The organism is Amycolatopsis sp. FDAARGOS 1241 (assembly GCF_016889705.1).
In the GTDB taxonomy this organism is placed as follows: domain Bacteria; phylum Actinomycetota; class Actinomycetes; order Mycobacteriales; family Pseudonocardiaceae; genus Amycolatopsis.
Window position 1 is genome coordinate 3,548,269 of the sequence record NZ_CP069526.1, and the last position, 21,369, is coordinate 3,569,637.

Below are 21,369 nucleotides of genomic sequence, written 5' to 3' on the forward strand. Positions count from 1 at the left end.
GACTCCGGAAGCCGGACGGATGTTGGTCAAGAAACCGGACGGTCGTCGATCCGGATCACCGAAGAGGAGAGCCGATGCGCGCGGCCTGCTACGAACAGCAGGGTCCCTCCCACGAGGTCGCCCGGATCGGCGAGGTGCCCGAGCCCGAACCGGGGCCGGGGGAGGTGCGGGTGCGCGTCGCGGTGTCCGGAGTGCGCGTCGGTGACGTCGGCAAACGCCGCGGCTACGGGGGTTCGGCCATGACCTACCCGCGCGTGATCCCGCACGGGGACGGCGCGGGCACGATCGACGCGGCCGGCCCGGGTGCCGACGCCGGGCGCATCGGCGAACGCGTCTGGGTGTGCCTCGCGCAGTCCTACCGGCCGTTCGGCACCGCCGCGGAGTACGTCGTCGTGCCCGCGGAGCACGCCGTGGCGCTGCCGCCGCAGGTCGGGTTCGAGCAGGGCGCAGTCGTCGGCATCCCCGGGATCACCGGCCACGGCGGTGTTCGCCTCGGGCCCGGTCGAGGGCAGGACCGTGCTCGTCACCGGTCCGCTCGGTGGAGTCGGCCGGACCGCGCTCGCCGTCGCCCGCCGGGGCGGGGCGGAAGCCGTCGCCACCGTACGGTACGAGACGCAGGTCGGCGCGGTGCTCGCGGCGGGCGCGCACCACGTCGTGGTGCTCGGCGACGGCGCGGCCGAGCGGCTCAAGGCGGTGGTCCCCGGGGGCGTCGACCGCATCGCCGAGATCGACCTCACCGGCAACGTCGGCCTCGCCCTCGAAGTCCTCAAGATCGGCGGCGCGATCGCCACCTGCGCGACGGGCGACCCCGCGCACCGCTGCCGTACTGGCAGCTCGCCTTCCGGAACATCATCGTCCAGTGCCTCAGCAACGACGACTTCGCGCGGCCGGCCAACGACGACGCCGCGCGCGACCCCACCGCCGCCCTCGCCGCGGGCGACCTGCGGTACCCGATCGCCGCGCGCTTCCCGCTGGAACAGGCCGCCGACGCGCAAGACGCGGCGAACGTGCCGGCGCGGCCGGGCGGGTCGTGGTTGAGCTCTGAGCCTCAACGCCCCTGAGCGGACACCCCGATCACGAGCGAAGTCAGGATCTGCGCCAGTGTCGGCTCGACGTCGACCACGGCGTGGGAAAGCTCGGGATGCGACTGGTAGAGCGTCCGCAATTGCGTGCAGGGCGCGGCCATCTGCCACAGTGCGCCGGCGAGGCTGCTGGCGGTGGTGGTGATCTGGGCGGCGGCCGGCCGGTCGATGCCGAGGAGTTCACCGAGGGTGTCCTGAACCGCCGCGACCTCGGCGAGCACGATGGTCTTGAAGTCGTACACGGCCTCGAGCGAGACGTTGCGCTCCAGGTTCAGCGGCGCTTGGGCGAGCAGGTCGCAGAAGAGCGGCCGGGCGACGAGCGAGTGCGCGAGCACCGCCGCGACCGCGGCCGGCTCGGCTGTCGCCAGTCCGCCGAGTTCGGCGCGCACCGCCGCCGACCACTCCTGCCAGGCCTCGGCCGTGATCCGCAGGAAGATCTGCTCCCGCGTTTCGAAGTAGCGCAGCATCGCGGACTTGTGCATCCCGACCTCGGCCGCGATGTCCGTGAGGGTCACTTCGCGCACGCTGCGCGTGGCGCCGAGCGAGCGCGCGGCGTCGAGGATCGCGCGCTCGCGTTCCTTCTTCGCTTCGGCACTGCGGGCGCGCTGGGGAGTGGCAGCGCTCATGACACTCAACATAACACAACAATGTTGCACTAATAACGCAACCGTGTTTTGCTAAGAGCATGACAACGCAGACGTGGTTCATCACCGGTTCCTCTCGCGGCTTCGGCCGCGCCCTCACCGTCGCCGCCCTGGAGGCCGGCGACCGGGTCACGGCGACGGCTCGCAAGCCTGAACAGCTCGACGACCTCGTGCGCCAGTACGGCGACCGCGTGCTGGCTCTGCCGCTCGACGTCACCGAGCGCGCCCCGGCCGTGGCCGCCGTCGAGGCGGCGGTGGCCCGGTTCGGCCGCCTCGACGTGGTGGTCAACAACGCCGGCTACGCCAACGCCGCGCCCATCGAGACGACCCCCGAGGAGGACTTCCGCCGCCAGTTCGACACGAACTTCTGGGGCGTCTACACGGTTTCGCTCGCGGCCCTGCCCGTGCTCAAGGCGCAGGGCTCCGGCACCGTCGTCCAGTTCTCCTCGATCGGCGGGCGCGTAGGCGGCACGCCGGGGCTGGGCTCCTACCAGGCGGCCAAATTCGCGGTCGACGGGTTCACCCGGGTACTCGCGGCCGAGACCGCGCCGTTCGGCATCCGCTACGTCGTGGTCGAGCCGAGCGGCTTCGCCACGGACTGGGCCGGCGCGTCGATGCAGGTCCAGGACCTCGCGCCGGAGTACGCCGACACCGTCGGCGCGATGCAGTGGGGCGTCGCGCGGCCCGAACTCGCCGCCGGCGACCCGAAACGCGCCGGCGAGATCCTGGTGCGCGTGGTCAAACGGGAGACCGTGCCATCACACCTGCTGCTCGGCGTCAACGCCGTCGACATGGCGCAGGCCTACTCGCGGGCCCAGCAGGCCGAGGCGGCGGAGTGGGCCGCAGTCAGCCGCTCGGCCGACACCGGGCTGCCTTACCCGGTCGAACTGCCCGCGAACGGGTGAAGGGAGATGGACTTCGCGGACGAGGACGTCGGGGTTCTCCGATGACGCGTCGTCCACAGCACGGCCCGGCGCACCGCAGCGACTCGGGTCCCCTCGATCGGGGCAGCGCGTGGACCCAGCTGTGGGTCAGGTCAGTCCGATCCGACGTCCGCAGCAGTGCCGAAGGTCCGCGCGCCGCTGCGGGGAAGATCGTCCGGGTGCCGCCGCCGGGTTCGTCGAGCAGCAGCCACGACTGCGGCTGAGCCGAAGGCCCGGCCTACTTCAGCGGCACCACCTACCGCGGTGAGCGCTTGATGCGGATCTCGGTCTCGGACTGGGCGACCGACGAGGAAGACGTCGACCGTGCGGTCGAGGCCCTGCTGCGCCAGGCCCGGCTCGCCGTGGCCGCGAGCTGATCCGCACCTCGTGGTCCTTCCACTTCGGACAGTGGCTCAGCCAAGACGACGGGATGCGTGCACCGCTTTGTGCTCAGCTGCGCGAAGGCGCTGTCGTGATCGGGTCGAGCAGGCGGCGTGGCGTGTTGATCACGGCGGAGACCGGATCGAGTTCCTTCCCGGTCGGCTCGTACCCCGGGCCGGGTTCCATGCGGATGTCCGGGACGGCGACGAGAGTGCCGCACTCGGTGCAGCGTCCGTCGGGGTCGAGCGGGGCACCGTCCGCGTCGTGGCGCATAGCCCGCCGGACACCTGCCGGTGAGTAGAACTCGTCGCCCCAGGTGATGAGCGAGCGGACGATCGGCCAGAGCGCGACACCCTTGTCGGTGAGCACGTATTCGACGGTGCCCGCACTTTCGTCGCGGGTGAGGACGCCCTCGCGGACGAGGAGCTTCAGCCGGGCGGTCAGCACGGCGCGGGGGATCCCGAGCTGGGTGGCGAAGTCGCCGAAGCGGCGGACGCCGTAGAACGCGTCGCGCACGATCAGCAGCGTCCAGCGTTCGCCGACGACCTCCAGTGCTCGCGCCAGGGAGCAGTTGCTGTCCGCGTAGGTGCTGGGGAGAACCATGGCCCCATCGTACCCGCATGGTTCGCTCACTGAACTGGCTTGTGCTACCGTCGCTCCAGTTCAGTCAATGAACTGCGAGTCACGACTTCGAGAGACCAACCGATGTACCAGTTCCTCGTTTCCTTCACCGTCCACCCGGAACACCGGGACGACTTCGTCCGCGTGGCTCGCAAGATCGCGCAGGACTCGCTGGCGAACGAGCCGGGCTCGCACCGGTTCGAGGTCATCGCGGACGGGGAGAACCCGGACGTCTTCTACCTCAACGAGGTCTACGCCGACGTCGACGCCTTCACCACGCACGCACAGGGGAGGGGCCTTGCTTCGGCGCGTTCTTCGCCGAAGCCGGCGCCTACGCCGAGGGCCCGACCTGGCTGATGAAGGGGAACCTCGTCGAGGGCAAAGCCGCCGAAGGCGCAGCTGTGAACGAACCAACCGGGCTGCTGGCTCGGGTGCTGCAGGCCCACGGTGGCCGCGACCGGTGGAGCCGCGCCACGACGATCCGGGCCCGGCTGCACATGGTCGGCGCGGCTCGGCGACACCCGGTGGGATGCCCTGCACGTCCTCTACTTCGCCGGCTACGGCTTGTGGAACTACCTCACCAATCCGTACCTGCTGACCTGCCCCGGAGTGCGGACCGAGGAACTCGAGCCGGGGGATGTCGACGGACACGGGCAAGACCGGAAACCTCCTAGTGGGCTTCGGTGTAGTGGGCCGCGGGCCGGCTGCCGAGCACGTACGGCGCGTAGTCCACCCGCCGCTGCAAGCCCCGCTCGTCGTAGTGGAAGACCTGTTCGGCGCTGTGGGGCGCGATGCCGGGAACGTCACCCGGAGCCGCCGCCATCCTCCCGACGCAACGGCTACGTGCTGGCCGTTAGAGACGGCGTCCCGCCGGCCGAGCCGATCTTCATCCTCGACTTCGATCGTGTTCCAGCACGGCAATCCGACCTCGTCCTACTTGTGGCGCAACGTGATGTCGCATCTGGAGGGACTCGGTCGGCGATCGCGTGCGACCTCGTCGGGATGGGCGACTCCGGCAAGCTGAGGCCTTCGGGGCCCGAGCGCTACGGCTACCTCGAGCAGCGGGCTACCTGTTCGCGCTGTGGGAGCACCTCGGGCTCGGTGACGACGTCGTGTTCGTCCTGCACGACTGGGGTTCGGCGCTCGGCTTCGACTGGGCCTGCCAGCACCAGGACCGCGTGGCCGGGATCGCCTACATGGAAGCCATCGTCGCTCCGATGAGCTGGCCCGAACGGCGCGAGTCCTTCCGCAGGACGTTCCGGGGTTTCCGTTCTCCCGCGGGCGAAAGCATGGTGCTCGACGACCACGTGTTCGTGGAGCGGGTGCTGCCGCGGTCGATCATCCGGGACCTGAGCCGAAGCGGCCGCGGGCGCCCCGCTGTTCGTGCGCGGCGCCCGCGGTGTTTCGCCCACCCCAGGCGGTGCGGCCGTGGCCCGTCGCGCGGCGACCGTGCTGAGCGAGATCGACGCCGTGGACCGGGACCTGGCCCAGCTTGCCGGCCGCCTCGCCGGGCGGGTCGGGGTCGGCGCGTTCCCGACCGCGATGTGGGTCCTCGTCCCGCGCGCCATCGCCGAGGTCGGCCGGCGCCACCCGGGCCTCGGCGTCGAGCCCCGGGAAGCGGCCACGCCGGTCCAGCTGCGCCAGCTCCGCGCCGGGCGGATCGACGTCGCCCGGACCTGCCGTCCTACGACCTCGACGGCCTGCGTCTGGTGCAGCTGCCCGGAACCGGCTTGCGCGTCGCGGTTTCCCGCGAGCACCGGCTGGCCGACCGCACGCGGATCTCGGTGGCCGAGCTGGCCGGCGAACCCTGGATCGCCGGCGCCGGCCTCAAGGGGGAACCGCAGTTCGGCGCGTGGCCGACGCTGGCCGGCCCGCACCTCGCGTACGCGATGCGCGACTGGCCCGCTCGCCTCGGCCTGGTCGCGGCGGGCCTCGGCATCACCGTGGTGCCGGCCCTGGCCGCGCCCGCCGTCCCGGCCGGCGTCGTCACCCTTCCCGTCGACGACCCGGCCTGGCTCGGCCGCACCACCGTCGCCGCCACGCGCGAAGACCACACCCCGAACGCCGACGCAGTGGTCACCGCGCTGCGGCAGGTGGCCGAACAGCTGGGGGAGTAGCGGCCTACCCAGGTCGACGTACGCGGCGGCGAGTGAATGCGCAAGCCGGTGCGCGACTGACGGGTTTCGGCCTGGCTCCGCACCGGCCCGGGTGGACGGCCGGTGCTCGATTGCCCATCAGCGAGCGGGATTCCTCCCGTGGACGAACCAGATCGCTTCCGCCGGCCCGTCACCCCGGTTGGTGAGGCGGTGGGGGGTCGTGGAGTCGAACGCGATGGAGTCGCCGGCGTGGAGGTGGTAGGTGTCGAAGGCGAGGGCGACTTCGAGGGTGCCGCTGATGATGTAGCCGTACTCGATGCCCGCGTGGCGGGTGAGCTTGTCGTCGGGGACCGAGCTGCCGTCGACTTCGTAGCGGACGTACAGGAAGTCCACGCTGCTGTCGTGGACTGACGAGAGCTGCTCCCAGGTGACGCCGGAGTCGAGGACGAGCTGGCGGCGCTCACCGGGCCGGAGCATGGGGCTTTCGTGGTCCTCAGGCTCCTCGTTGAGCTTCGCGAGGGCACCGTGGAAGCTGTGCTTCTCGATGCCGGCGGCCGGTGCGGGTGCGGCCGTTTCCGCCGCGTCCGCACCGGTGCCGGCGAACAGCTCGTCGATGGACACGTTCAGCGCACTGCACATCGCGTACAGCGTCGCGACCGACGGCTGGGACTTGCCGTTCTCGATCTGCGACACGAAGGCCGCCGAGAAGCCGAGGTCGCGTGCGAACTGGCGCAGCGACAGGCCCGCGTCCTGGCGGCGGGCCCGCAGCTTCGAGCCGAGGTGCGCGGCCTCGGGGTGCTCCGCCGGCTCGTGCTTGGCAACCACGTCTCGCTCCTCGTCCCGTCGTTCAATAGGTGTTCACTGTAGCTTGACGCGTGGGTCAAGCGGTGAGCCGGTCGCGCACGAATTCCAGTTCGCGCACGACGTAGTCGGTGATGTCGCCGGTCTTGAGGTGCTCGGGCAGCACGTCCCACGTGTATGTCTCGATCTCCAGGTGGGCAGACTGCGGCTGTGCGCGGTGGCGGTCCAGCGCCTGCTCGAGCGCGAACCGCGTGGTGCGGAACGGGCCCAGGTCGTCGAGGAAGACGGGCACGTGGAAGTGCGTGCGCCACTCGCGCGTGCCACCGGGTTCCCGGCGCCAGGCGGCGATCGCGTCGGAGAGTTTCAGGTGCCGGGTGACACTGCCGTCGCGCAGTTCCGACGTCTGGCTCAGGTAGATGGTGCGAGTGAACCGTTCCAGTTCGCGCACGACCTCGTGGGTCACCTCCGGCACCCACAGCGCGGCGGCCTGCTGCAGCTTGAAGATCGGCACACCGGCGTCCGCGAGCAAGTCCAGTGATGCCGGGATGTCGTCGAACTCCACCGCCTGGTGGCCGATGTCGAACACAATCCCCACGTGCCTGCGCAGGGCCCCGAACGCTTCCGCGAGCGGGAGATCCGCGAGACCGGACAGCGCCTGGGCGGCCGCGCGGGAGTACAGCCGCGTGGTGAAGTAGCGGACCGTTTCCTCGATGGTTTCCAGGTAGCAGAACGGTTCCGGCTCGATCGCGAGCTTCACGCGCCGGCCGGTCCGCCGCTCGAGTCCGACGAGGTGCGCCACGACCCGCAGGACGTTGCGGGTGAACAGCTCCACGTACGCTTCGCTGGTGACCTTGGGCCGGTACGCCAGCGGGACCGTCTGGATCGTCGGCTCGACGCCGTCGGCCGCGATGTCGGCGAGCACGTCGGCCACGCGCACCGTGTAGGCGACGCGCTCCTCGGTGCTCCAGTCCGGTTCGTACACGTTCTCCATCACCGAGCGGCCCTTGAACGGCCCGTGCGGGAACGCGTTGACGGTGTAGACGTAGAGATCGTTCTCCGCCAAGTACTTCTTCAGCCGCTCGCGCTCGGGCCCGTCGTCCGCGAGCCGGCCGGCGGACGCGCCCGAAAGCCGCAGCGACACCCCGAACGGCGCGCCGGGGGACACCCGGCGTTTCACTTCGGGGACGTACGTCTCGAGGCTGGTGTTCATCTCGTCCCAGGTGTCACCGGGGTGGACGAGGGTCGAGTAGGACAGGTGGCCCAGACGCGTGCCGAGGTCCATGAAGTTCCTCCGGAGAAGGCGGCAGAGAAGGTGCCGGAAGCGCTGCGGTGACGCGTCGCAGCAGACGTTTGCTCGAAGTGAACAGTCTGGATCCCAGTCCTGTCAAGGACAAGCGCGGATGACCTGCGGATCTGGCAAAGTTGTTCGCTAGCCCTTGACTCACCGTTCGGTTCATTGTTCACTATCGCTGTACAGCGTCGTCGAACGGGAAAGCACCCGGCGATCACCGACGCCGCGTCCGCGCCCGGATCCCGGCTGCGCGGGCTCTCGGAGACAACGAAGACTACGAGGAGTAGAGCATGCGCGCCGCAGTCTTCCACGGCAAGCACGACATCCGGGTCGAGAACGTACCCGAGCCGGCTGCGGTCGGCGCGAAGGAGGTGCGCGTCCGGCCTTCCCTGTGCGGGATCTGTGGCACCGACCTGCACGAGTACGCGTCCGGGCCGATCGTCATCCCCACCAGCCCGCATCCGCTGTCGCACGCCGCGGCCCCGCAGGTGCTCGGCCACGAGTTCTCCGGTCAGGTGCTCGAGATCGGTGCCGAGGTCACGGGAATCCGCGTCGGCGACCGGGTCTCGGTGATGCCCTTGATCTACTGTGGACACTGCTACTACTGCCGCCGCGGGCTCAACCACCTGTGCCCGCGGATGGCCTGCACCGGGCTCAGCTGGCACGGCGGCGGGATCAGCGAGCAGGTGGTGGTGCCCGACTACCAGATCGCCGCGCTGCCGGGATCGGTTTCCGACGTCCAGGGTGCCCTGGTCGAGCCGGCGGCGGTAGCCGCCTACGGGGTCGACCGCACCGGGTTCGGGGCCGGCGACACGCTCTTCATCACCGGCGCCGGTCCGATCGGCGCGCTCGCCGCGCTGTACGCCCACGCTTCCGGTGCGGCGCAGGTAATCGTGAGCGAACCCAACGCGCGGCGCCGGGACCTGCTCGATGCGCTCGGTGTCGCGACCGTGCTCGATCCGCTGACCGAGGACGTGCCGGAGGCGGTCCGTGCGCTCACCGGCGGGGTCGGCGCCGACGTCGCCGCCGAATGCTCCGGATCCGAGGCCGGCCTGGCCACGGCGCTCGGCAGCCTGCGCTCCCACGGCACCGCGACGCAGGTGGGCCTGCACGTCCGCCCCGCGACGATCGACCCGATGGCCCTGTCGCAGCGGGATCTGAGCCTGGTCGGCACGTGGTGCTACCCGGTGTTCGACTTCCCGCGCATCATCGCGCTCGTCGCGACCGGACTGTTCCCGGTGGAGCGGGTGCTCACCGAGGTGATCGCGGTCGACGACGTCGTCGCCGGCGGGTTCGACCGGCTGCTCGACCCCGAAGGCGACGCGCAGAAGCTGCTCGTCAAGGTCGGCTGACCCCGGAACACACCCCATCCCGAAGTCCACATGACCTTTGTGGACGGACTTCGTCCTGCCCTGCGAACCGGTGCGCGCAGCACCCGAGGAGCGATCCGATGAGCGACACGACAAGGGGCTCGGTGGCCGTCACCCGGTCGGCCCCGGCGCCCGCCCCGGCTCCGGGGACCGGCCATCCACCGCGGCCGAGCTTGTGGCGGCGGACGACGGCGCAGCACGCCTCCCGCGGCCTGGTCACGATCCTCGTCGCGACCGTCCTGCTGTTCCTCGTCAGCCTGCTGCTGCAGCCCGAGAGCCTGGGCCGCAGCTCGCTGCAGGGGATGCTGCCCTTCGCCGCAGTGCTGGCCGTGGTCGCGCTCGGGCAGACGCTGGTCGTCCAGCAGGCCGGGATCGACCTTTCGGTGCCCGGCACCGTGTCCCTCAGCGTGATCATCGTGACCCACTATCCCGGCGGCGACAACGGAAAGCTCCTCCCCGCGGTGCTGCTGGCCTACGTCGCCGCACTGGCGGCGGGCCTGCTCAACGGCCTCGTGGTCAGCCGGCTGGGAATGTCGGCGATCGTCACGTCCCTCGGCACCAACGCGCTGCTCTACGCGGTGGTGCTCGGGGTTTCGGGTGGCTCGCCGGTGACGACCACGGCCGCGCTGCACTCGATCGCCACCGGCCGCTTCCTCGGCCTGCCCTACGCGGTTTTCATCGCCGTGGTCCTCGTCGCGGTGACAGGCTTCGCGATGAAGCGCACCGTGCCGGGCCGGCGGTTCGAGGCCGTGGGCGACAACCCGGAGGCGGCCGGGCTCGCGGGCCTGCGCGTGCGGCGCCACCAGCTGGCCGCGTACGTCTGGGCTTCACTGCTCTACGGCACCGCCGGCATCCTCCTGGCCGGCATCGTCACCACGCCGGGTGCGTTCCAGGGCGACACGCTGCTGCTGCCCTCGGTCGCGGCCGTCGTGCTGGGCGGCACGTCGCTGCTCGGCGGCAAGGGCAGCCCCGTCGCCAGTGCCATCGCCGCCCTGTTTCTGTCCCAGCTCGACCAGTTCGTGCTGACGCTCGGTGTCAGCGCGGCGACCGACAACATCGTCCAGGCCCTCGCGCTCGCCGCGGGTGTCGCCGTCTACACCGTGAACTGGGCCGCCGTGCGCGGCTGGTTCCGCCGTGTCCCCACTTCCCGGACCCAGCAGTAGGAAGGGTTTCCCATGTCTTCCCGTCACCTCCGCCGGTCGGCGCTCGCCGGCCTCGCTTCCCTCGCCCTGGTGACCACTGCGTGCACAGTGGACGACGGCGCTTCGACCAGCGCCCAGGGCAAGCCCGCCAACGCGAACGTGCCGGCCTGGTGCGGTTCGAAGCAGATCTCCCTCGGCCTGGCCGACGGCTTCGGCGACAACAACTGGCGCAAGGTCACCACGGCCGAAGCCAAGGCCGAGGTCGCGAAGTGCCCGAGCGTCACGTCGTTCACCTACACCGACGGGCAGGGCAACACGCAGAAGGCCATTTCGGACATCCAGGGTCTCGTCGCCAAGGGCACGCAGGCCATCGTGGTGTTCCCCGACGCCGGCCAAGCGGTGCTGCCCGCGCTTCGCAGCGCGTTCAAGGCGGGTGTGGTCACCGTGCCGTACCGCGTCAGCCCGGGCGGAACCCCCGGCCAGGACTACGACGCGTTCGTGAGCACCGACTTCGAGCAGGCCGGCGTGCTGTGGGGCCAGTGGCTCGTGAAGGCGCTGAACGGCAAGGGCAAGGTGCTCAACCTCGGCGGCCCGCCCGCGAACTCGCAGAGCCTCGACGAGTACAAGGGCATGCAGAGCGTGCTCAAGGACCACCCGGGGATCCAGTTCGTCGGCACCACGCCGTACGAGGTGACCAACTGGGACGCCGCGCAGACCCAGCGCGTGATCACCGCGGCGCTGGCGAAGAACCCGGAGATCGACGCGATCACCACCGATTTCGGGGCTGCGCTGGCCAGTTCGTTCTCCGCGTTCACCTCGGCGGGGCGCAAGATCCCGGCGATCGCGACCGAGGACGCCAACCAGCTCGCCTGCAACTGGCAGCAGCAGAAGGACGCCGGCAGCGCTTTCCCGCTGTTCACCGTCTCGTCGCAGAACGCGATGTCGCGCCTGGCGATCGACGTCGCGGTGGCGAAGGCGACCGGTGGCGTGGTGCCGAAGGACCAGGTGTACCCGCAGACCGCGTTCGAGGACTCGATCTCGGGCCGGCCGCACCCCGTCACGTGCGACAAGGAGCTGCCGAGCGATGCGTTCGTGTCCAGCTCGCTGTCCAAAGCGGACCAGATCGCGGCGCTGAAGTAGGAGGCGGACGATGACCGAAGTAGCGGCTCTGAGCCTCACCGGGGTTTCGAAGAGCTACGGGCCCGTGCGCGCACTGGCCGAGGTGTCGCTGGACGTCTTCGGCGGCCGGGTGCACGCGCTGCTCGGCGAGAACGGGGCTGGCAAGTCGACGCTGATGGGCATCGCGTCCGGCTCGACCCAGCCCGACGAGGGCACCATCACGGTGGCCGGTGAGCCGATCGGGGCGCTGACCACCGACCGCGCGAGCCGGCTCGGCATCGCGATCGTGCACCAGCACCCGGCCGTGGTGGCCGACATGACGGTCGCCGAGAACATCCGCCTCGCGGTACCCGCCGAGCGGATGCCGGCCGGCACGCCGCGGGTGTGGATGGCCGAACTGCTGCGGCGTGTCGGCGCGGACCTGCGGCTGCAGGACCGCGTGGCCGATCTCAGCGTCGCGCAGAAGCAGCTGCTCGAACTGGCGAAGGCCATCGCGCTGGAGCCCAAGGTGCTGATCCTCGACGAGCCGACCGCACCGCTGGGCGCGGAGCAAACCGAGATCCTCTTCGACCAGGTGCGCCAGGCCACCGCCCGCGGCACGGCGGTCGTCTACATCACCCATCGCCTGGCCGAGGTACGCGAGATCGCGGACGAGGTGACGGTGCTGCGCGACGGCCGGGCGCGCGGGCACGCGGCCGTCGCCGACCTCACCGACGACGAGATGCTGCGGATGATCGTCGGGCGCGAACTCGCCTCGACGTTCCCGGAGAAGGACCCCGATCCGGCCCTCGCCAAGGTGGCACTGGCAGTCGAAGGCCTGTCCGGCGAAGGGTTCCACGACGCACGCCTCGTGGCGCACCACGGGGAGATCGTCGGGCTCGCCGGGATCGTCGGGAACGGCCAGAGCGAGTTCCTGCGCGCACTGGCCGGACTGCGGCACTCGACGGGCCGGATCGTGCTCGACGGCGTGCGGCTACGGGGCCGCGCCCTCGTCCGCTCGACCGCGTACATGCCCGCCGACCGGCATCGGGAAAGCCTCTTGCCGGCGATGTCGGTGCGGGAGAACGCCGCGGTGAGCGCGCTGCCGTCGTTTGCCGGCGGGGGAGTGGTCTCGGGCGAGCGCGAGCGGGCAGGAGTGGACGCCGAACTGGCCAAGCTCTCGGTGAAGACCGCGTCGCGCGAGACGAACGTGATGGCGCTCTCGGGCGGGAACCAGCAGAAGGTCGTGATGGCGCGGGCATTGCTCGCCGCGCCGCGGCTGCTGCTCGCCGACGAGCCGACCCAGGGGGTCGACGTCGGCGCCCGGTCGGAGATCTACACGATCATGCGCGACGTCGCCGCTTCCGGCGTGCCGGTCGTCGTGGTGTCCTCGGACGCCAAGGAGCTGGAAGGCCTGTGCGACCGGGTCGTCGTGTTCTCCCGCGGGCACGTCGTCACCGAACTCACCGGCGACGAGGTGACCGAGGAGAAGATCACCGGCGCGGTCGTCAACGCCACCACCCACCGCGGCGAAACGCCGCCGGCGAAGAAGGCCGAGAAGGCTCCCGAAGCCCGGCCCGCGCGGACGCCGATGGCCGAACGCGTGCGGGACCTGGCCAAGGGAGACTACGCGCCGAGCCTCGTGCTCGCGCTGGTGATCCTCGCGCTCGGGGGCTACACCTTCGCCCACAACGTCCGGTTCCTGGCGCCGTTCAACGTCACCTCGCTGCTGACGCTGCTCACGGCGCTCGCGTTCATCAGTCTGGGCCAGACGATCGTGATCATGACCGGCGGGATCGACCTGTCCGTCGGCCCGCTCGCCGGGCTGCTCGTGGTGATCGCGTCGTTCTTCGTCACCGACGGCCATTCCCCGGTGCTCGTGGTGCTCGCGTTCGTGATCATGCTCGCGGTGGCCGTGCTGTCCGGAGTGCTGAACGGCTTGCTGATCCGCTTCGGCGGGTTCACGGCGGTCGCCGCGACACTGACCCTCTACATCGGACTGCAGGGCATCTCCTTGCTGCTGCGGCCGTTCCAGGGCGGGTTCATCAGCACGTCGGTCACGGACGCGATCACGGTGTCGGTCGGATTCGTGCCGGTCGCGTTCATCGTGGCGGTCGTCGTCGCGGTCGCGTTGGAGCTGGCGCTGCGGTTCACCGCTTGGGGCCGGGGCCTGCGCGCGGCCGGCTCGAACGAGGGCTCCGCGCTCCGCCTGGGCGTCAAGGTCAACCGGGTCCACGTGCTCGCCTACGTCGGGTGCGCGGTGCTGACGTTCTTCGGCGCGCTGCTGCTGATGGCCCAGATCGGTGTCGGCGACCCGACGCAGGGCGTGAGCTACACGCTCTCCAGCATCACCGCGGTCGTGCTGGGCGGGGCCAGCCTCGCCGGCGGGCGCGGGTCGTTCATCGGGACGTTGCTCGGCGCGACGCTGATCCAGGAAGTGCTCAACGCGACGACGTTCCTCAACCTGAGCCAGAGCTGGCAGTACTTCTTCCAGGGCATCCTCATCCTCATCGCCGCCGCGATCTACACGCGCGTGCGCCGCCGGACGCCGGCCCTGGTCTGACCGCACCGAAGTTCGAGCAGAAAGCAGAGACAGTGAGCGAAACAGCACTCGTCGTGGGCGTCACCGGCATCGCCGGGGCCGCGGTGGCCACGCGGCTGGTCGAGCGCGGCTGGGCGGTGACCGGGGTGTCGAGGCGCAGCGAGTCCGGCCTGCCCGGCGTCCGGCCGGTCCGCACCGACCTCGAGGACCCGGCCGGGCTGCGCGCCGCCCTCGCGGACACCGCGCCGACGCACGTCTTCCTCACCGCGTGGTCGCGCCGCCCGACCGAGGCGGAGAACATCGAGGTCAACGCCGGCATCGTACGGAACGTGCTGGCGGCGGCCACCGCCGGTGGCGCGGTGCGGCACGTGGCCCTGATGACCGGGCTCAAGCACTACCTCGGGCCGTTCGAGGCCTACGCCGCCGGCGTCACGCCGGACACGCCGTTCCACGAGGACGAGGCGCGCCTCGACGTGCCGAACTTCTACTACGCGCAGGAGGACGAGCTCTTCGCGGGCGCCGAGCGGCACGGCTTCACCTGGAGCGTGCACCGCGCGCACACGGTGATCGGGCACGCCGTCGGAAACGCGATGAACATGGGGATGACGCTGGCCGTCTACGCGGCCGTGTGCCGCGAAACCGGGCGGGACTTCCGCTTCCCCGGGTCGGAGGTTCAGTGGAACGGCGTCACCGACATGACCGACGCCGGACTGCTGGCCGACCAGATGGTCTGGGCGGCCACGGCCGAGAACGCGCGCAACGAGGCGTTCAACATCGCCAACGGCGACGTGTTCCGCTGGCGCTGGATGTGGCCGCGCATCGCGAAGCTGCTCGGCGTCACGGCGGCGGGGTTCGACGGCAAGCCCGCGCCGCTGGAGGAGCAGATGGCCGACGCCGCCCCGGTGTGGCGGCGGATCGCCGAGCGCCACGGGTTGCGGGAGCCGGACGTCGCGCGGGTCGCGTCGTGGTGGCACACCGACAGCGACCTCGGGCGGCCCATCGAGTGCCTGACCGACCTGAGCAAGAGCCGCAAGGCCGGGTTCACGGGCTACACCAGCACGCTCGACTCGTTCGCCCGGCTCTTCGAGACTCTGCGCGCGGAGCGGATCATCCCGCCCGCGGCGGACCGGTGACCGCCGGGTCAGCGCTCGTCGCTGGTGACCGGGCGCGCGCCGTCGAGCAGTCGCAGCAGTTCGGCCGGCGGGCCGGCGATCCGCTCGCGTGGCCGGCCCGAGCCGGTGCGGCCGACGACGAACCACACGCCCCGCGCGGGTGCGGACGTGTGGTTGACGTAGAGGTGCGGGCGGTCGGAGCGGAAGGAGACCGAGTCGCCGGCGCGCAGGACGTGGTCGGCCGACTCGAACCGCAGCGTGAGCTCACCGTCGAGGAGGTAAGCGTGTTCCCTGCCCGCGTGGCGCATGAGACCGCCGTCGGCGGAGCTGCTCGCGCCGGGCTGGTAGGTCACCAGCAGCGGTTCCACGGATCTCGGGTCGTCGACCGCGAGGCGTTCCCAGCGCACGCCGTTGTCCATGTCCAGCACCGGGTTGTCGGCCGCGCGCTGGATGGTGGTCTCGAGCACGTCCGGTTCGCTCGCTGCCGGGGCGCGGCCGCCGACGTCGAGGCCGAGCAGTTCGTCCAGCGACAGGCCGAGATGGCTGACGAGTGTGTAGAGCGTGCTCACGGACGGCTGCGATTTGCCGGTCTCGACCTGCGACAGCAGGCTCGCCGAGAGTCCCGTGGCCAGCGCGACGCCGCGCAGGGTGCGCTTCTGCCTGACCCGTGCTTCGCGCAGGGCAGGACCGATCCGGTCGTCCACGGTGCCGCTCCCGTTCCGTTCACGGCGCCATCGCCGACTGTTCACTCGATCATACGTTCGTGCGCTGGGGCTGTACACAAGCTCGGGTGCGACCTGCACTACACCCCGAGGGGCCGTCGGCTGTTCAGCGTGGGCAAACGCCAGAGATGCGCCAGAGATACGCCAGAGATACGACGAGAGGAGCGTGGTCATGGCTGATCGGCTGACCGGCAGGACCGTGGTGGTGACCGGAGCGGGCCGGGGGATCGGCGCCGCCCTCGCCCGCGGGATGGCGGCCGAGGGTGCGGCGCTGGTCGTCACCGACCGCGACGAACCCGAGGCCGCCGCGGTGGCGCAGGCCATCCGCGACAGCGGCGGGCGTGCCGTGCACCGGCGCGTCGACGTCGCCGAACGCGAAGACGTGCGTGCGGCGATCGAGCTGGCCGTGAGCGAGTTCGGACGGCTCGACGCGTACTTCAACAACGCCGGGTTCAACGAGCCCGAGAAGTTCCTCGACATCACCGAAGCCGTGTGGGAGCGGATCTTCCGCGTCAACGCGTTCGGCGTCGTGCTCGGCAGCCAGGAGGCCGCCCGGCAGTTCATCCGGCAGGGGACGAGCGGCAAGATCGTCAACACCTCCTCGATCGCCGGGCGGCAGGGCTTCCCGAGCTTCGCGCCCTACTGCGCGAGCAAGGCGGCGGTGATCTCGCTGACCCAGTCCGGCGCGCGGGCACTGGCCACCCACGGCGTCACCGTCAACGCCTTCGCCCCCGGCGTGGTGCGGACCCCGTTGTGGGACAAGCTCGACCGCGACCTCGAGCGCATCGGGGAGGGCGACGCCGGGTTCGCCGCGATGTCCGGCGACATCATCCTCGGCCGCCCGGCCGAACCCGATGACCTGATCCCCACGGCCGTGTTCCTCGCCGGCCCCGACTCCGACTACATCACCGGGCAGGTGATCCCGATCGAGGGCGGGATGGTCCTCGTCTGAGGACACCCCGCTCGTCCACGTTCCCGGCGGTCCGCCGCCGCGGGGGAAAGGAAAACTCATGCCGATCGCCACGTTCGGACCCAACGCCGTCGACTGGGAGACCCGGATCGACCACGACCGCCTGCGCACGCAGCGGCTGCAGCGCCTGCGCGAACAGCTGGACAAGTCGAGCCTCGGGGCCGTGCTCGCGTTCGACTTCTCGAACATCCGCTACATGTCCGCCACCCACATCGGCACGTGGGCCATGGACAAGCTCATCCGGTTCGCGCTGGTGACCCGCACCAGCGATCCCATCGTGTGGGACTTCGGGTCCGCGGCCAAGCACCACCAGCTCTACAACCCGTGGCTCGCCACCACGACGGCCGAAGCCGACGCCGACCCGCACGCGCCGCACCACGGTGCCGTGCGACCGCGCGCCGAATCCGGCGCCCGGGCGGGGATCTCGACGCTGCGCGGCGCGTTCCACCCCGACGCCGGCATCGCCGACGAGGTCGCCGCCAAGATCAAGCGCGAGCTGGAGAAGTTCGGCCTGCTCGGCGAACCGCTCGGCGTCGACGTGATCGAACTGCCGATCCTCGCGGCCCTGCAGCGCGCGGGCGTCACCGTCACCGACGGGCAGCAGGTCTTCATGGAGGCCCGGCGTGTGAAGACCGCCGACGAGATCTCGTTGCTGACCCAGGCGTGCTCCATGGTCGACGCGGCCTACGACGACCTCTACCGGTTCCTGCGCCCTGGGGTGCGGGAGAACGAATGCGTGGGCCTGGTCTCGAAGTCGTTGTACGACCTCGGTTCCGAGTACGTCGAGGGTGTCAACGCGATCTCCGGCGAGCGCTGCTCACCGCACCCGCACGTGTTCTCCGACCGGCTGATCCGGCCCGGTGACCCGGCGTTCTTCGACATCCTGCACAGCCACCAGGGCTACCGCACCTGCTACTACCGCACCTTCGCCGTCGGTTCGGCCAGCAGCGCGCAGCGCGACGCCTACGTGCGGGCCCGCGAGTACATGGACCGCGCCATCGCGCTGGTGCGTCCGGGCGCCACGACGGCGGACATCGTGTCGGTATGGCCCACCGCGCAGGAGTTCGGTTTTCCCGACGAGGAAGCCGCGTTCGGCCTGCAGTACGGGCACGGCGTCGGGCTGTCCATCTGGGAGAAGCCGATCTTCTCCCGCCTGGTCTCGCTGGACCACCCGGAGGTGCTGGAGGTCGGCAACGTCTTCGCACTCGAGACGTACTGGCCCTCGGCCGACGGCGTCGGCGCGGCGCGGATCGAGGAGGAGCTGGTGGTGACCCCCGAGGGCTGCGAGGTCATCACCAAGTTCCCGGCCGAGGAACTGCTCGTCGCCGGACCCCGCTACATCGGGGTGAACGGTGCGCTCGCCACCGCGCGCGAATCCCAGTCCCACCTGAACACGCCGGCCGGCCGCGGCGAAGCCACCGCGTGAAAGGAGCGCACCCGATGAAAGCCCTGAGGTTCACCGCCGCGGACGCGGTGTCCGTCGACGAGCTGGAGGTGCCGCGGATCGCCGCCGGCGAGGTGCTCGTCGCGGCCCGGTCGGTCGGCATCTGCCACTCGGACATCGAATTGCTCGAAGGCCGGTACATCATCCCGTTCTCCTACCCGGTCATCCCGGGGCACGAGTGGTCCGGGGAGATCGTCGAGACCGGTGCCGACGTCACGGACTTCGCGCCCGGTGACCGCGTCGTGGGCGAGTGCGTGATCGGTGCCGATCACTTCGGTTTCTCGATCAGCGGTGCGGCGGCGGAGTTCTTCGTCGCCAAACCAGCGTGGCTGCACCGGTTGCCGGATTCGCTGTCGTTCACCGACGGCGCGCTCGTGGAACCCTTCAGCTGCGGGTACCACGCGCTGTTGAAGGCGGGCAACGTCAACGCCAGCGACACGGTGGTGGTGTTCGGCGCCGGTCCCATCGGGCTCGGCGTCACCGCCGGCGCCGCGGCGCTCGGGGCCCGCACCATCACCGTGGAACCGGCGGCCGGCCGGGCCGAGGCCGCCCGGAAGCTCGGCGCCGAACTGGTGCTCGACCCGGCAGCGGCGCCGATCGCGGAGCAGGTCGCCGAGTCGACCGGCGGCGTCGGAGGCACGGTGGTGATCGAGGCGACCGGCCGGCCCGCCGTGATGGCCGATGTGCTCAAGGTCGCCGCGCACGGGGCCCGGATCGTCTACGTCGGCATCGACGTCGGCGGCAGCGCGCCCGCCGAGCTGGGCCTCATCCAGTCGAAGGAGCTCGCCATCCGCGGGATCATCGGGTCGCCGGGGGTGTGGCCGGACACGCTGCGGTTCCTCGACCGCGCCGGGCTCGACCTGTCGGAGCTGGTGACGAGCCGATTCCCGGTTTCGCGGGCGGCCGAAGCGATCGCCGCATCACGCGACACTGCGCGCAACATCAAGGTGCACCTCGAGTTCGGGGCCACGCGGTGACCGACACCATGCGCGCGGCCGTGTACCACGGCCGCCAGGATGTCCGGATCGAGGAGGTGCCCGTGCCCGAGCCGCGTGCGGGCGAGGTGCTGCTCGCCGTGCGGCGCAGCGGGATCTGCGGCTCGGACGCCACCGAGTGGGCGGCCGGCCCGAAGATGGTGCCGCTGACGCGGCGCCACCCGGGCAGCGGGCACTTCGGGCCGATGATCATCGGGCACGAGTTCGTCGGTGAGGTCGTGTCCGGTGGCTCCGGGCTCGCTGCCGGCGAGCTGGTGGCCGCCGGTGCCGGTGTCTCGTGTGGACAGTGCCACCGGTGCGGCCAGGGCCGCACCAACCTGTGCCGCCGCTACTACACGCTCGGGCTCAACGCGCCCGGCGGGCTCGCGGAGTACGTCGCCGCGCCCGCCGGCATGCTGCGGCGGATCCCGGACGGGATTTCCCTCGACCACGCCGGACTGGCACAGCCGCTGGCCGTCGGGCTGCACGCCGCGCGGCGGGCCGGAGTCCGGCCTGGCGACTCCGTCGTGGTCATCGGAGCCGGAGCGATCGGGTCGTTCGTGCTCGCGGGGCTGCGCCACCTCTACGAAGCCGAGGTGACGGTGCTCGACTTCCCCGGCGACAAGCTGGACCGCGCGGCCCGGCTCGGCGCCGCGCGGGTGGTCGACGCGACGGGCGACGTCGTCGAGGCCGTGCGCGAGCAGACGGGTGGCCGCGGCGCCGACGTGGTGATCGAGGCGAGCGGTGCGCCGGGGCAGTTCGAGAACGCGGTGCGGATGGTCACCGACGGCGGGCGGGTGCTCGCTGTCGGCCTGCCCAAGCAGGCACCCTCGGTCGACCTCTTTGGCCTGGTGCTGCGCGAGATCACCGTCGATTCGACCGTGGCGCACGTCTGTGGCGAGGACCTGGCTCCGGCGCTGGAGATCCTCGCCGGCGGCGTGCTCGGCGCGGAGCTGCTCGATTCCGTGATCGGGCTCGAGGACCTCACCGACCGCGGCCTCGCGAGGCTCGCGGCCGGCGGGGTGGACGGCAAGGTGCTCATCGACCCCGGGAGGCGCGCGTGAAGGTCGCGGTGCTGGGACTGGGCGCGATGGGGTCGCAGCTGGTGCTGCGGCTGCTCGACCAGGGCGTCGACGTCACGGGCTGGAACCGTGATCCGGCGCGGGGCCGGCGGGCGGGGATCCCGGCCGAGCGGCTCGCGCGCTCGGCTTCGGACGCGGCGCGCGGCGCTGACGTGGTAATCACCATGCTCGCGGACGGCCGGGCCGTGCGCTCCGTGGTCACCGGCGTGCTCGACGCGTTGCCGCGGAAGGCACTCGTGCTCGACCTGAGCACGTCGGGCCCCGAACTGTCGCGGGAAGTCGCGGGGTTGGTGACCGGCCGCGGGCTCCGCTTCGCCGAAGCTCCCGTCTCAGGCTCGGTCGGCGCCGCCCGCGGCGGCACGCTGACCATCATGTTCGGCGGCGGCGCGGACGAGCTGGCTGCCGCCGAACCGGTGCTGCGGCACCTGGGCCGCCAGACCATCCACATCGGACCGGTCGGCACCGCGGCCACGTTGAAGCTCTGCGTCAACGCTCTGCTGCACACCTTCAACGCCACCCTGGGCGAGGTGCTGGGCGCGGCGGTCGCCGCGGGCATCGACCTGCGTACGGCCTACGACACGATCGGCTCGTCCGCCGTCGCCGCGCCGTTCGTCGGCTACAAGCGCGACGCGTTCCTCGCCGCGGGCCGGCCCCCGGTGGCCTGCGCCGTCGACGTGGTCCGCAAGGACCTCGAACTCTTCCTCGACGCGGTCCCCGACCCGGGCCTCGACGCCCCTACGGTGCGCACTGCCGTCGGCGTCGTCCACCGTGCCCAGGCAGCCGGCCTGGGGCAACAGGACATGGCGACGCTCGCGCACCTCTACCGGCCGGGCGGCGCCGGCGAACCCTGAGCCTCGTGAGCGCCCGGATTCCGGCCCTCCACCGCCGCGGCGGCGGAGGGCCGGCTGGTCGTCGGTGGCGGGTGGTCGGCGAGCGCGTGGGTCCCGAGAGCCGAGTTGTGACGAATGAGTGCCCGAACGTCACCCCGGGCTCCGGGGTCCTTGAGCGGCCCTGGGCTGCTTGTTAGCGTCGGGGGACTGCCGCGTCGCGGGCAGGTCCGGGCGATGACCCGGC

The 21,369-nt window shown here is 71.2% G+C and carries 20 protein-coding genes and 1 pseudogene; 14 read left to right on the plus strand and 7 right to left on the minus strand.

Annotated elements, in window-relative coordinates:
* Positions 1-26: 26 nt before the first annotated feature.
* Positions 27-527, minus strand: coding sequence for a hypothetical protein (locus tag I6J71_RS17420; RefSeq protein WP_204095658.1), 501 nt, complete (start codon positions 525-527; stop codon positions 27-29).
* Here I6J71_RS17420 and I6J71_RS17425 point away from each other — a divergent pair.
* Complete coding sequence (locus I6J71_RS17425) at positions 517-1,038, plus strand: hypothetical protein (protein ID WP_204095659.1); 522 nt, start codon at positions 517-519, stop codon at positions 1,036-1,038. The genes I6J71_RS17420 and I6J71_RS17425 overlap by 11 nt on opposite strands.
* A gap of 10 nt (positions 1,039-1,048) precedes the next feature.
* Here the strand turns inward: I6J71_RS17425 and I6J71_RS17430 are convergent, their stop codons facing one another.
* Positions 1,049-1,708, minus strand: coding sequence for a TetR family transcriptional regulator (locus tag I6J71_RS17430; protein WP_204095660.1), 660 nt, complete (start codon positions 1,706-1,708; stop codon positions 1,049-1,051).
* 59 nt (positions 1,709-1,767) lie between these two features.
* Here I6J71_RS17430 and I6J71_RS17435 point away from each other — a divergent pair, with 59 nt between their 5' ends.
* Entirely contained in the window at positions 1,768-2,631 is an 864-nt protein-coding gene (locus I6J71_RS17435; protein WP_204095661.1) for an SDR family NAD(P)-dependent oxidoreductase, read from the plus strand.
* A 468-nt stretch (positions 2,632-3,099) separates the two neighbouring features.
* Here the strand turns inward: I6J71_RS17435 and I6J71_RS17440 are convergent, their stop codons facing one another.
* Positions 3,100-3,633: a helix-turn-helix domain-containing protein gene (locus I6J71_RS17440; RefSeq protein ID WP_204095662.1), complete on the minus strand. Its 534-nt coding sequence runs from the start codon at positions 3,631-3,633 to the stop codon at positions 3,100-3,102.
* 102 nt (positions 3,634-3,735) lie between these two features.
* Between I6J71_RS17440 and I6J71_RS17445 the strand changes: the two genes are divergently transcribed.
* Positions 3,736-4,008 carry a putative quinol monooxygenase gene (locus I6J71_RS17445; protein WP_204095663.1) on the plus strand — a complete coding sequence of 91 codons (273 nt, stop codon included), beginning with the start codon at positions 3,736-3,738 and terminating at the stop codon, positions 4,006-4,008.
* Positions 4,009-4,321: 313 nt separating this feature from the next.
* Here I6J71_RS17445 and I6J71_RS17450 read toward each other — a convergent pair whose 3' ends face one another.
* Positions 4,322-4,474, minus strand: coding sequence for a hypothetical protein (locus I6J71_RS17450; RefSeq protein WP_204095664.1), 153 nt, complete (start codon positions 4,472-4,474; stop codon positions 4,322-4,324).
* Positions 4,475-5,193: 719 nt separating this feature from the next.
* Here I6J71_RS17450 and I6J71_RS17460 point away from each other — a divergent pair.
* Positions 5,194-5,768 (plus strand): annotated as a pseudogene (locus tag I6J71_RS17460) (LysR family substrate-binding domain-containing protein).
* A 117-nt stretch (positions 5,769-5,885) separates the two neighbouring features.
* Here the strand turns inward: I6J71_RS17460 and I6J71_RS17465 are convergent.
* Both I6J71_RS17465 and eboE read right to left on the minus strand, forming a co-directional pair.
* Positions 5,886-6,572 carry a helix-turn-helix domain-containing protein gene (locus I6J71_RS17465; protein ID WP_204095666.1) on the minus strand — a complete coding sequence of 229 codons (687 nt, stop codon included), beginning with the start codon at positions 6,570-6,572 and terminating at the stop codon, positions 5,886-5,888.
* A 55-nt stretch (positions 6,573-6,627) separates the two neighbouring features.
* The gene (gene eboE / locus I6J71_RS17470; protein WP_204095667.1) at positions 6,628-7,830 is read right to left on the minus strand and encodes a metabolite traffic protein EboE; all 1,203 of its coding nucleotides are present in this window, start codon (positions 7,828-7,830) and stop codon (positions 6,628-6,630) included.
* 299 nt (positions 7,831-8,129) lie between these two features.
* Here eboE and I6J71_RS17475 point away from each other — a divergent pair, with 299 nt between their 5' ends.
* The 5 genes from I6J71_RS17475 (at position 8,130) to I6J71_RS17495 (ending at position 15,124) form a co-directional block, all read left to right on the plus strand.
* A complete protein-coding gene (locus I6J71_RS17475) occupies positions 8,130-9,191 on the plus strand; it encodes a 2,3-butanediol dehydrogenase (protein ID WP_204095668.1) in 1,062 nt (353 codons plus the stop codon).
* A 98-nt stretch (positions 9,192-9,289) separates the two neighbouring features.
* Positions 9,290-10,372, plus strand: coding sequence for an ABC transporter permease (locus I6J71_RS17480; RefSeq protein ID WP_204095669.1), 1,083 nt, complete (start codon positions 9,290-9,292; stop codon positions 10,370-10,372).
* Between the two features lie 12 nt (positions 10,373-10,384).
* On the plus strand, positions 10,385-11,491 hold the full coding sequence (locus I6J71_RS17485; protein ID WP_204095670.1) for a substrate-binding domain-containing protein: 1,107 nt from the start codon (positions 10,385-10,387) through the stop codon (positions 11,489-11,491).
* A gap of 10 nt (positions 11,492-11,501) precedes the next feature.
* Positions 11,502-14,012, plus strand: a complete 2,511-nt coding sequence (locus tag I6J71_RS17490; protein WP_204095671.1) for an ATP-binding cassette domain-containing protein — start codon at positions 11,502-11,504, stop codon at positions 14,010-14,012.
* 32 nt (positions 14,013-14,044) lie between these two features.
* Entirely contained in the window at positions 14,045-15,124 is a 1,080-nt protein-coding gene (locus I6J71_RS17495; protein ID WP_204095672.1) for an SDR family oxidoreductase, read from the plus strand.
* 8 nt (positions 15,125-15,132) lie between these two features.
* Here the strand turns inward: I6J71_RS17495 and I6J71_RS17500 are convergent, their stop codons facing one another.
* Positions 15,133-15,807 (minus strand): cupin domain-containing protein, encoded by a 675-nt coding sequence (locus tag I6J71_RS17500; protein ID WP_204095673.1) that lies wholly within the window; start codon positions 15,805-15,807, stop codon positions 15,133-15,135.
* Positions 15,808-15,997: 190 nt separating this feature from the next.
* On the opposite strand from I6J71_RS17500, the gene I6J71_RS17505 reads away from it, so the two are divergent.
* The 5 genes from I6J71_RS17505 to I6J71_RS17525 are packed head-to-tail and all read left to right on the plus strand — an operon-like array spanning position 15,998 to position 21,146.
* Entirely contained in the window at positions 15,998-16,777 is a 780-nt protein-coding gene (locus I6J71_RS17505; RefSeq protein ID WP_204095674.1) for an SDR family NAD(P)-dependent oxidoreductase, read from the plus strand.
* 58 nt (positions 16,778-16,835) lie between these two features.
* Complete coding sequence (locus I6J71_RS17510; RefSeq protein ID WP_204095675.1) at positions 16,836-18,221, plus strand: Xaa-Pro peptidase family protein; 1,386 nt, start codon at positions 16,836-16,838, stop codon at positions 18,219-18,221.
* 14 nt (positions 18,222-18,235) lie between these two features.
* Positions 18,236-19,216, plus strand: coding sequence for a zinc-binding dehydrogenase (locus I6J71_RS17515; protein ID WP_204095676.1), 981 nt, complete (start codon positions 18,236-18,238; stop codon positions 19,214-19,216).
* Entirely contained in the window at positions 19,213-20,277 is a 1,065-nt protein-coding gene (locus I6J71_RS17520; RefSeq protein ID WP_239154955.1) for a zinc-binding dehydrogenase, read from the plus strand. The genes I6J71_RS17515 and I6J71_RS17520 overlap by 4 nt, the downstream gene beginning before the upstream one ends.
* Positions 20,274-21,146, plus strand: a complete 873-nt coding sequence (locus I6J71_RS17525; RefSeq protein WP_204095677.1) for an NAD(P)-dependent oxidoreductase — start codon at positions 20,274-20,276, stop codon at positions 21,144-21,146. The genes I6J71_RS17520 and I6J71_RS17525 overlap by 4 nt, the downstream gene beginning before the upstream one ends.
* Positions 21,147-21,369: the final 223 nt, after the last annotated feature.